The 10,934-nt window shown below is 41.4% G+C and carries 8 protein-coding genes and 1 pseudogene; 4 read left to right on the top strand and 5 right to left on the bottom strand.

The features are described from left to right. Nucleotides 1-1,009: 1,009 nt before the first annotated feature. On the top strand, nucleotides 1,010-2,128 hold the full coding sequence (locus Q0541_RS26280) for an acyltransferase (protein ID WP_298917843.1): 1,119 nt from the start codon (nucleotides 1,010-1,012) through the stop codon (nucleotides 2,126-2,128). 833 nt (nucleotides 2,129-2,961) lie between these two features. Here Q0541_RS26280 and Q0541_RS26275 read toward each other — a convergent pair. Continuing rightward, nucleotides 2,962-3,420, bottom strand: a pseudogene (locus Q0541_RS26275) (MgtC/SapB family protein). A 761-nt stretch (nucleotides 3,421-4,181) separates the two neighbouring features. On the opposite strand from Q0541_RS26275, the gene Q0541_RS26270 reads away from it, so the two are divergent. The 3 genes from Q0541_RS26270 to Q0541_RS26260 all read left to right on the top strand — a co-directional run bounded on the left by Q0541_RS26270 (nucleotide 4,182) and on the right by Q0541_RS26260 (nucleotide 8,494). Beyond that, the gene (locus Q0541_RS26270; protein ID WP_298917840.1) at nucleotides 4,182-6,536 is read left to right on the top strand and encodes a putative PEP-binding protein; all 2,355 of its coding nucleotides are present in this window, start codon (nucleotides 4,182-4,184) and stop codon (nucleotides 6,534-6,536) included. A gap of 122 nt (nucleotides 6,537-6,658) precedes the next feature. After that, nucleotides 6,659-7,483 carry an NAD(P)-dependent oxidoreductase gene (locus Q0541_RS26265; protein ID WP_298917837.1) on the top strand — a complete coding sequence of 275 codons (825 nt, stop codon included), beginning with the start codon at nucleotides 6,659-6,661 and terminating at the stop codon, nucleotides 7,481-7,483. Nucleotides 7,484-7,780: 297 nt separating this feature from the next. Further along, nucleotides 7,781-8,494 (top strand): hypothetical protein, encoded by a 714-nt coding sequence (locus Q0541_RS26260; protein ID WP_298917834.1) that lies wholly within the window; start codon nucleotides 7,781-7,783, stop codon nucleotides 8,492-8,494. A gap of 1 nt (nucleotide 8,495) precedes the next feature. On the opposite strand, the gene Q0541_RS26255 is transcribed toward Q0541_RS26260, so the two are convergent. From Q0541_RS26255 to Q0541_RS26240, 4 genes are all read right to left on the bottom strand, one after another. Next, nucleotides 8,496-8,780, bottom strand: a complete 285-nt coding sequence (locus Q0541_RS26255; RefSeq protein ID WP_298917831.1) for a hypothetical protein — start codon at nucleotides 8,778-8,780, stop codon at nucleotides 8,496-8,498. A gap of 225 nt (nucleotides 8,781-9,005) precedes the next feature. After that, the gene (locus Q0541_RS26250; RefSeq protein WP_298917828.1) at nucleotides 9,006-9,662 is read right to left on the bottom strand and encodes a DUF1361 domain-containing protein; all 657 of its coding nucleotides are present in this window, start codon (nucleotides 9,660-9,662) and stop codon (nucleotides 9,006-9,008) included. 476 nt (nucleotides 9,663-10,138) lie between these two features. Further along, complete coding sequence (locus Q0541_RS26245; RefSeq protein ID WP_298917846.1) at nucleotides 10,139-10,615, bottom strand: hypothetical protein; 477 nt, start codon at nucleotides 10,613-10,615, stop codon at nucleotides 10,139-10,141. A 49-nt stretch (nucleotides 10,616-10,664) separates the two neighbouring features. After that, on the bottom strand, nucleotides 10,665-10,934 hold a 270-nt coding region (locus tag Q0541_RS26240; RefSeq protein ID WP_298917849.1), incomplete at its 5' end, for a hypothetical protein.

Genomic DNA, 10,934 nt, shown 5'->3' with positions numbered 1-10,934 from the left:
GGTTTTTTCTTTTCATACGGAAAGAACTACAGTTTTCAAGGTGGACGCGGTTTAGCTGGCATTTCTCACAAGTTAGGCGTTCGCAAGCCTCATAACCTTTATCTATAGCAGTTCTCAATTGCATGGAATACAGACCTAACAAGAATAGCCCCAACCTTTGTAGCTTTGAGGAGTAAGCCTCAAAGCCTCTGACGCCACGTGCAACAAGGTGGCTCGCCGGACGCCAGTCGCTCATGGGGAGCCACTGCGGTGGACGGGAACACCTGCATAAAGCAAGTGGCATGGAAACCCTCTACAGCCCTTTGGGCATCAAGAAAGCAGGCGCTAGCCTCTTACGAATGGGAGAAGACCGCGCAGGCTCCCCAACGCAGTGGCTCCTCCTTTTAGGAAAGAGGAATGGAAGTGAGGTCAGACTGTAATGCATCCGAGAACCGCTATAGTCTTTTTGGGCGTTTTTGACTGATAGAAGACTTGGACAGAGTGTTGAATGGCTCGTTTTGGCTCAATCTAGGTGAAATTGTTATTAGAAATCTGGGTTAGAGGCTGTAATCCTTGTTATTTGCTTGTTCAGTGCCTCATATCCCATATTCAGTCGCTTAGTTGAAAAATTTTAGTACTTTCTCTAACCTAACTAGAACATAAATAATAAAAGCATGAATCGCCTACCAATATTGAGTTATAGCTGTTTTATCAAAATTCAGGTTTTGACCGAACAACCTATAGGGGGCAAAATTTTAAGTACATATACTCCTACTCAATATTTGTAATAGCTAAATTTTGTTTGGGGTATTGCTGTATAGTAATAATTGTCAAAAAACAACACAATATACTTCTTGCATAAGTCGAATTCTGCTACGTAATTGCAATGCTTTCAGCCTGTGTTTTGGCATTTATATAAGAAGTCTAATATGTCTATAAAAATGCGGTAGGTAGATACGATAAGTTACTGGATTCTTTATCTGATCAGCTTTTAAGCCTGTTGTGTCGCACCTTCAAGGAGCAAAAATTCTTGGAAAAATCTTCCTCAGCTTCACCTATAACCAATCCAGATGTTTCGGCTGGTGCAAATTCACATTCCAGATTGTACATACCATCTCTTGATGGAATAAGAACTATTGCTTTTATAATTGTCTTTGTATTCCATGCAGGACTTAAAAATATTGCTCCAGCAGGCTTTGGTGTAACAGTATTTTTCTTTCTTAGTGGCTACTTGATAACAACTCTTCTTAGGCAAGAATACGATCATTATCAGACTTTTGATTTTAAGCTCTTCTATCTAAGACGAATCCTGCGTATTTGGCCGCCATTTTATCTCGTGCTGGGATTAGGAGCTGGCTTAACCGTCTTAGGATTACTTAAGGGACAAATTGACTTACCGCCCTTCTTGGCTCAGTGTCTGCACTATGGCAACTATTATCGCGTTTTGGTTAGCGAGAATAATGTTACTGTCGGTAGTTGGGTATGTTGGTCTCTAGCTGTCGAAGAACACTTCTATTTACTTTTTCCACTGCTTTATGTAACTCTACGTCAACGGCATGTAAGTTCACGCAGACAAATGCTAATTTTTTGGGCATTATGTTTAGCTGTCTTACTCTGGCGCTGTGTTCTAACTTATGGTTTTGGAGCATCTTTTGATCGTGCATATTATGGAACAGATACGCGCCTAGATAGTATTTTATTCGGCTGTGCATTGGCAGTAAATGGTAATCCGATATTGGATGCACAGCACTATTCTAATAAAGTCTGGAAGTATTTCTTCCTGCCAGCAGGAATAATCTTGATTCTTTTCTCATTTATATATCGCTCACCTGATTTTAAACAAACCTTTGGTTTTACCATACAGGGAATTGGGTTATACCCAATCTTTATTACTGCTATTCGCTTTCCAAATTGGGGATTATTCGCAGTTCTAAATTTAAAGTGGATACGCTTTCTTGGTGTACTATCTTACTCTCTGTACCTCGTACATGACACTGTGATCTTAGCTGTTGAGATGTATTTACCCCAATTGCATAAAGTTCTCCAAGGAGGAATTTCTCTATTAATTTCTTTTGGATTAGCCTATATGATTTACCAGTTTCTAGAGTTTCCATTGGGACAGCTACGCAAAAAGTTTTCACGGGCGTAACATGGCACAAAAGACAGCCTTTGGTGAGAGCAAGGCTGTTTAATTTCCTAGAAAGGGCCTGATTTACAAGTGTTATTAGCAAACAAATTAGGTGATTAAAAATTTATTTATCAACCTAAAATCCTAATTGCCTTCTATTGACTGTGCCAATTTTAGATAATAGAAGAAAGAATTGAAGAATTAAACGTCTCATGCCACTTGACGCCAGTCCGCTCAAGTCGGGATACCATGCACGGCAGTTCCTCCTGGGGGAAACCCCCAGACGCTCTCTACGAGACGCTCTTGCTAGCAAGATCCCCGAACGCAAGAGCGTCTCGTAGGGAAGGGGTACGCAGGCTCGCTACCCAATGGGAAGGGCAGTTCGCAACCGAGGGGAAGCGGAGCCACTGCGTTGGGCGGGTTTCCCGACTTGAAGCAAGTGGCGTCCAGGACTGCGACTGCCTCACCGCTGCGCTATGCGCGGCATCGTCTCCCCTTCTCCCATTCGTGAGAGGCTAACACCTGCCGTAGGATGCCCGTTCGCCGCAAGGCGTCCCGGCAAGGGTTGGGCTGTAGGGATAAGACCGGACTGCCGACGCTCCTACGTCACTCTTAGAGACGCTACGCGTAGCAAGATCCCCGTAGGGGTACAGCTTAGAGCGACGTAGGAGCGTCTGACTCGCTACCGCAACGCGTTACGCCCTTGGCGTCTTCCCTTCTCCCATTCGTGAGAGGCCAGCGCCTGCTTTCTTGATGCCCGAACGGCAAGAGCATCTTCTTTGGGAGAAGGGCTGTAAGGAGAAGACCACGCTGCTTCAGCAAATTCCATTATTCCATTATCTAAAATTGATAGACTATGAATGTTTTTCTAACCTTTTAAAAACTTTGAGAACCAGAAAAGTCAGCAGAGCACCAATTAATCCTAACTGCCACAAACCACACCCAGCAGCAATTCCCAAAGCAGCCGAAACCCAAATAGCCGCTGCTGAGGTGAGTCCGTGAATTTCAGGTTGCTGTGATTTTTGGGAAGATTGGCGGACAATTTCTCCAGCACCAAGAAATCCTACACCGGCTGCAATCCCTTGAATCACGCGGCTGAGTGCATCAGGACTGGACTGTGATCCACCTGTTTGGATAATTATGAGAATAAACATGGCTGAACCTAAACTCACGAGCATATGAGTTCTTAAACCCGCTGGTTTGCGCTTAATTTGGCGTTCTAAGCCGATAATTGCTCCAATAAGTCATGCAATGCATAGCCGGAGGCTGATATTTAGCCAATCATTAGGTGCAAGGTAGTAAGTGTTTGGCAATGCTTAGTCTGGTATAGAGAATTTTATTTATATAATAAATATTAGTACAGCACGACGAAAATCCAGCTACCATCTCAATTAACAAGACTTGCAGCAAAATCCTTTGTTAAAGATAGGCAGATTTCCCCCAAACTGTACTAGGTTAATTAGTAATATTTTTACAAAAATAGTACAAAAATATTTTAATCTTTTATTGATGGAGTCTAATTCAACGGGTGTAATTTAATAGCCTATATCATATTTGGATTCTATCAATTCGGGAATATTTTTTTAGGTGCAAATTAATATCTTCCATTGTTAAAATTATTTCCTAATAAGATATTATTTTTGTCAATAATAAATAAAGGTTTGTATTCTTAAATTATGACAATGATCATAATCTGGGCAAACGACATGAATTTATAAGTTGATTAAATAGGTTTTTAACTATTTAAAATAACTGAACTATAAAATTCTACCTCAAATTGCTAGATTTAACTCATATACTCAATAATTAGATACCGCCATCTACAACTCGATCAAACAACTAAACCCCCGGTTTCAGGGAAGAGAGGCGAAATGAAGGAAAAAATTTGATTTACAAAGGAGTCGAATTACAGTAATACATTGTGTAACTAGCAATTAACTACTAATAAGGTCGGCAAATTAAACGTAAATGCTGGAAGCTCCTCCTAGTAGGGAGTCAGTGGATTTACGGCTGATAACGTACTAAGAGGAAATGGCTGTGGCTACAAATAGATAACTGACAACTAACAAATTGAGTGGACAAACTCTACTGGCTAGACCAAATTAAACTACAAGACCGGGCCAAAGTAGGTGACAAAGCGTTTTACTTGAGCAGAATCACCCAGCGTGGCTATCCGGTGGTCCCTGGTTTTGTCGTTTCGGCAGAATTTCTGGGACAATTTCTCGAAAATCTCAATAGTTCAGAGTCATTAGTGGCTGACTTACCCCATTCTTCGTTACACCTGGATGTCACTAATTGGCGTCAACTTCAACAGGTGGCTGGTCGCTTGCGCCAAGAAATTCTCACTGCGACTGTGCCACAGCAGTGGGTGAGTACCATTTTCCAAGCAGCTAGAGAATGGCAAACTGGCTGTTTGATTCTTCGACCTACCTTGGCAGTATCGACTGCTACCCCAGGTCTAAAGAATATATCTGGTTTGCTGGAGTCGGTGTTTTGCCAGTGCGAACCCGAAGCGATCGCTTTTGCATTAAAGCGTACCTGGAGCCAGATATTTCGTGCTAGAAGTCTACTATATTGGCAGCACTCAGGAATTAACCTGCAACAAATCAGTTTAGCAGTTTTGGTTCAACCAGTTGAGAATGCGATCGCCAGTGGCTTGCTCAGAGCCAACTCCTCTGGGTGGGAAATTGAAGCTACTTGGGGATTAGGAGTTGCGATCGCTCTTGGCGAAGTCCAGCCAGATGTTTACTACATTCAACAGGCAACTGGGGTTGTGCTTGAGCAACATTTGGGCAATAAAATGCTGGCTTATGGTGTTGATGATCCAGCATCTGGAGCTTTTTTGCAAGCCGTGCCGAACTTAGTGCTAACGCCAGATCACACTTGTCTAAGTAGCTACGTAATTCAGTCAGCCCAACAAAAACAGTACGCTTTACAAGAAGAATACTTACAACAAATAATTGCTCTGGGAACTCAACTGGTAAGTGAACTAGGTAAAACTTTTACCATCAAATGGACTATCGCTCAACAAACTACATCTGGCAAGCTCTACATAACACAAGTTAGTTCTCCCCAATCTGTAATTTCCCACGGACACTTCATTAGGGGACTAGGGGCGGCAGGGGGACGGGTTGTGGCGAATGCCCTAGTAATTACTAATCCGCAACACAAACCTGAACAACTACCTGAGGGAGTAATTTTAGTAGTACCAACGATCGCACCTGATTGGCTACCATTACTGCAACAAGTTGCTGGTATTATTACTGAACAAGGCGGATTAACCAGCCACGCTGCAATTCTTGCCAGAGAATTAGGTATCGCAGCAGTAGTGAACGCAACATCTGCTACAAGCTTAATCCAAACTGGCGAACGACTGCTGCTTGATGGCGACAGAGGAGAAGTTTATCGGATCAAAGGAAACTCAAAGGAGGAGATGGAAAGTGGGAGACTGGGAGGAGAAAATTTTATTTCCCCAAATCACCCCAACCCCAAAACGCCCCATCCTCCTCTTACTTCTCGTCTACCTATGATTGCTACCCAACTGCTGGTTAACTTGAGTCAGTCGATTTTAATAAAACAAGTGCAAAGTTTCCCTGTGGATGGGGTGGGATTGTTGCGCTCAGAATTAATGATACTAAATATATTGTCCGGGCAACATCCCAATAGTTGGATTTTAGGCGGGCGTCAGGCAGAATTGTTAGAGCTATGGTCTGAGCAGATTATGCAGTTTGCCCGTGCTTTTGCACCAAGACCAGTTTTTTATCGTTCTTTAGATTGGCGATCGCAGGATTTCCCTTCATTGAATGATAATTTACAATCTTCACCCCAGTCGATGTTGGGTGAACGTGGCACCTTTAGCTATTTACGAAATCCCGCAGTATTTGAGTTAGAACTGAAAGCTTTAGCGAGTGTACAGCAAGCTGGCTACAGCAATGTCAATCTACTGTTGCCTTTTGTTCGGACTGTAGAAGAGTTTGTCTTTTGCCGTCGCAAAGTTGAGCAAGCTCTTTTAACTGAGGTATCACAGTTTCAATTGTGGATGATGGCAGAAGTGCCAAGTGTACTGTTTTTACTGCCAGAATATGTCAAAGCAGGTGCAGCTGGAATTTCTATTGGTACAAACGACCTAACCCAATTACTGCTAGGAGTGGATCGAGAACAAGGACAGTTAGCAAAAGTATTTAATGAACTTCATCCAGCAGTTATGAAGGCGATCGCTCAACTGATCCAAATGGCTAAAAGTGCTGGCATACCTTGTTCAATCTGCGGTCAAGCACCAGCCCTCTATCCAGAAATTATTGATAAGTTAGTGGAATGGGGCATAACTTCCATTTCTGTTGAACCGGAAGCAGTCGAGCGAACATATCAGGCGATCGCTCGTGCTGAACAACGCTTAATTTTAGCAGTTGCACGACGAAAACTTCATTAGTTATGAGTAATTCAATTTTAGATTTTTCCTTCAATTAAAAATTAAAAATATTAAATAAATTTTAAAATGTCTTTAATGCTAAGTATGCATATTAGTAAAAATGAGCAACAATCCTGAGTGTTATGAAAGTATTAGTTACTGGTAACGAAGGAATGATTGGTTCAGTTGTTGAAAAATTTTTACGTGCTGACGGATGTGAAGTGATTGGCTTTGATATTGCAAATGGTCATAATATTCTGAATCCAAATGAAATTGGTTCGGCACTTAAAGGCTGCGATGCAGTTGTTCATCTTGCAGCGCTACTTGGACACTCTGAAGATGTGCCGGATGAAATAATGGCAGTCAATCTTCTCGGAACTTGGCATATTCTTTCAGCGGCGGCACAAGCAAAACTCAAACGTGTTGTTTTCTTTAGCAGTGTTGATGTATTAGGAATCTTTAAAGGTGAGAGAAAACCGGATTATCTTCCTTTGGATGACAATCATCCTTGTTATCCAACTACCCCTTATGCCATTTCCAAACACCTTGGTGAAAAGATGTGTCAATACTTTACTGATAGCACAGATATCCCAACTATTTGTCTGCGACCACCTGGTGTTTTTGATGAAGACACTTACGATTTCATTATTTCCAATCGGCAAGCTAATCCCAATTTTGAGTGGAATCCATTTTGGGAATACGGCGCTTTTCTAGATGTGAGAGACACCGCAGAAGCAGCGCGATCCGCTTTATATTGCCCTAATCCTGGTCATGTTACCTTGCTACTATGCGCTGATGACATTTCTTCGGCGCATCGAACTAGTCAAGAAATGGCTCAATCTCTACTTCCTGAAGTGGATTGGCGCGGAGGTGATGAATATGAACATGAACCTTATAAAGCCTTGATTAACACCCAACTCGCTAAAGAAATCCTTCAGTGGGTTCCGCGTTACAAATGGCGACCATGAAGCAAGGCTTCAGCAGCGAATAGTAATCATCATTGGTTTTTATGTATAACATTGTGAAAATTGTAAATTGTTGCAACCCCCCTGTAGTCCCCCTTATGAAGCTACCGTGCACACACAAGTCCTAAATACCTAGCTTGATCAGGCTTTCCTCGTTCCCATGCAGAGCATGGAAATGCATTCATTTTCTTGTATACCCTGTAGCTTATACTTAAGTATTTATGTATATTGATTCAGTGCGATCGCGCGATCGCAGCTACAGTCCCATCAATTAATCATTGAACTTAACCTCAAAAACTGATGGAAGCCAACAAAGTCAAACTACTTAACTTTTCTGGTGCTTACATTGATGCGAAGTACATTGAAAACATCGAAAACTATCCCATCCAAAACCGTACTATCGTCATCAATCCCCAAGCCTCAGATGCCCATCTCAGCGAAGTTCCCGCCAGTGTTATTCCCGCTTTTTCATCCACTATTCTTAACGATACCATCATCCAAAAAGCAGAATCCTTATTTTTGCTTGAGGTGGTTGAAACTAACAACATTGCCAAGCTCATTTTTGAGCAAAACTGGGATTTATTAGGTAATCTTATTGATGATTTTCCCAAAGATGTACCACTGTGGCGTTCTCCCCAGGATGAGGCAGGAATCGTAGAACTCGATCCTTATTCGATGACAAGACAATGCAGTACGCCCCAACAAAAAGAAAGGTTTTCCGTCAAGGTTAACTTATGGTTTGCTCCTTCAAATTCTGATTGTGGAATCCATAACCAGCACGACTTTATCGAGATTCATACCCAAATCTTTGGTCAGGGAAGAATGCATAAATTTCAAGTAAAAGCATTCAACTCCCTCTACGAAGATATGTTAATGAGTCCAGGATATACCACATTTGTTCCATTTTGCCAGGTTCAGGAAAATCAAAAATATCTCTATCCTTGGCATCAATACTATGCCGATACAGACAGTATTTGGTTAGTGATCGAATTTCACCCTACTAAAGCTAGCTGATTCAGTGCTGAGAAATCGAGGCGTTCGATTCTTTTCCTCCTTTCCCCGTTTCCATGCAGAGCATGGGAATGCATTCATGGGATTTTTCCAACAATGCGATCGCTTCTTTCTGTTCCAAACCCGCATCAATTAAACGAGTCTCCGCTTCCTTGACCAAATTTTTAAAGCGAATTGGATCTTGTCGCATTTCTGGCCCCGCTGGGTGCGTTGGCATATAAATTGAAACACAATTTCCTTTTGGCTGCTCTATTAATGTCTTTATTTCCTCTCTAGAGATTAATTGCATATCCCCTCCTATCAACGTGAGCACATACATTAGACCAGACCATCGATATTCAATGATCTGATAGGACGTTATTCTCGGATGGTGGCGGTTGAAGTCCAACCGTTTGCTTCTAAGTTTATTTCACCTCAAAAATGGTTTAGTTGCATCTTTCTTTTGACAGGCAATATTTCTCAGGATAATTACTAATTAAAACCCCAAATCTAAAAGCCCAAATTGCTACGAACATCAAACGTTTGGCGTGTTAGAGTTTGCACGTCCTGAGTTGATCCCTATTCTACTATCTGGTTGGCTAAGACCTAAAGTTACTCGTTTCATAATCCAGTACAAACCCGCAAGTACCACAAAGGTGATAACAATAATTACTAAAGGCTGTTTCCCAAGAATTTCTTCTACTCCTTTGGTTAGTACGGCATCGGGTTGAGTAATAAAATCCCAACTGTTGAAACGCAAAAATCGCCCCCAATAAACACCAACAGCGCAGAGAAAATGTGTGATCAACTCGAAGCGCCAAATCCACTGGCTTTTGCCAATGCGATGTAAGTAGTAACCCCAATTAATTAACGAGATTACATAAGCTTCAAATCCACCTAAAATTACTAACAAATATACAGGAATGAGTACCAAAGTAATCATCCAAATCGATTGAATCGTGCGGATATCGTCTATCAGGTGAATTACATCAGTCAACAAATACGGTGCATTCGGTAAGAAAGCATAGAAAACTAAGAATCCCAGCCACCAAAGCCAAGAGCCACCACGCTTGATGCGAAATAGCCACACACTCAAAGCTAAAGGTATAAAAGCCAGAAATAAATTCCAAGTCATCCAACTCATATTAATTCGCAAGACCTGCACAACTCTGGCTATCAATTCTTCTTTCATAGGTGCTAACTCAGAAGACGTTTGATTGATCTAGATTCACTCTGTAGTGTTAGTATTAACCTCAGTGATTGACTGATGAAATTTTTCTACCCCCAGGAAATTTATTTCCTCCAAGACCAGACAAGGCTTTTGTGTCATTTGAAAGAAAATGCACACTGATATGATATATGTATGAAATTTCGAGTTTTTATATATTTCATATTGGGGATGAAATTTATCAATCAATCAGCTTAAATCACTAGTATAGCCAGAAAAATCATCAGGGTAAAATTTACCACAGAAAGAAAGTCTCAGCTACAAAAACGCCGCACAATAACTGACTGTGGACTTTTTTTATGGGAATATTGCCCCTGTCCTAGCTATTATATTGATTTTCTTTTGCCCGATTCGAGTTCCAGAAGCATCCTAAAGCTTTTGCCAAGAGACCGAGAATAATCGTGTAATCCCTTGAGAACCAACGAATTCACCAAATTGGATTATTCTGGCTGGCTACAATACTTATTCATTTCATTCACTAAGGTATCCGACTGCTTCCCAACAGTTGTAGCTGCTGTGAGTGCTGAATCAATTTCGGCTCTCGCCTTTTCAATTTTTTCTCTACCCGATTCTGAGGCTTCTGCTGTTTTGGTTGCACCAAGTGCCCTAGCTGCTTTGGCGATCGCTTGACTGAGATTCTGAAAAATTTTGACAAAACTGCTTTGAAATTCTTTCAGCTTGGGGTCTGTTAACTTCAGTTCCCCAATCGATTTAGTTACAAATTCTAAGTCTTTAGACAGTTGTAAGCTGGTGATCACTTGGGTTCCTTTATTTTTATCAATCAAAGAAGTTCCAGCATTCACAACTCGAATCAGTCGCTGGCACTGGGAGACTTTATTTCCGTTGCAACTAGTAATGAACAAAGCAATGCTCAGGCTAAGAAAAGCAATAACAGTATATTTATGTGAAATAGACATTAACACCCCAACAGCAATAAAACCCAAACCCAAAATATAGTATCCAGTATTATGAGTAAAAAAGTAACCAAGTAGAGAGATTAGACATTGGGCATGGGTTATTCCCCTCATCTCCCTCATCTCTTTTATCTCCCCCTACTCTCCACTCCCCCTCATCTGTGATCACCAATATATCGGTAAACCCAACTGGTCTAAAGTAGCACCATCTTGTAAAAGCGGTTGAATATTGCTGTTTATTTGAATGCTGACCACCAGACACTACCAAAGGGGAGCATCCCAGTTTTTTGCAAAGAGGACGAAAATCAGTCAGGATAAGTAA

Source organism: uncultured Nostoc sp. (assembly GCF_937863485.1).
GTDB lineage: Bacteria > Cyanobacteriota > Cyanobacteriia > Cyanobacteriales > Nostocaceae > Nostoc.
Note: the sequence above shows the minus strand (reverse complement) of the source record. Positions and strands in the feature narration are given on the sequence as shown.

Excerpts from the sequence above, each read along its gene's own strand:
- Q0541_RS26265 (WP_298917837.1), top strand. The coding sequence starts at position 6,659 with ATGAAAGTATTAGTTACTGGTAACGAAGGAATGATTGGTTCAGTTGTT.
- Q0541_RS26260 (WP_298917834.1), top strand. The coding sequence starts at position 7,781 with ATGGAAGCCAACAAAGTCAAACTACTTAACTTTTCTGGTGCTTACATT.
- Q0541_RS26255 (WP_298917831.1), bottom strand. The coding sequence starts at position 8,780 with ATGCAATTAATCTCTAGAGAGGAAATAAAGACATTAATAGAGCAGCCA.
- Q0541_RS26250 (WP_298917828.1), bottom strand. The coding sequence starts at position 9,662 with ATGAAAGAAGAATTGATAGCCAGAGTTGTGCAGGTCTTGCGAATTAAT.
- Q0541_RS26245 (WP_298917846.1), bottom strand. The coding sequence starts at position 10,615 with ATGTCTATTTCACATAAATATACTGTTATTGCTTTTCTTAGCCTGAGC.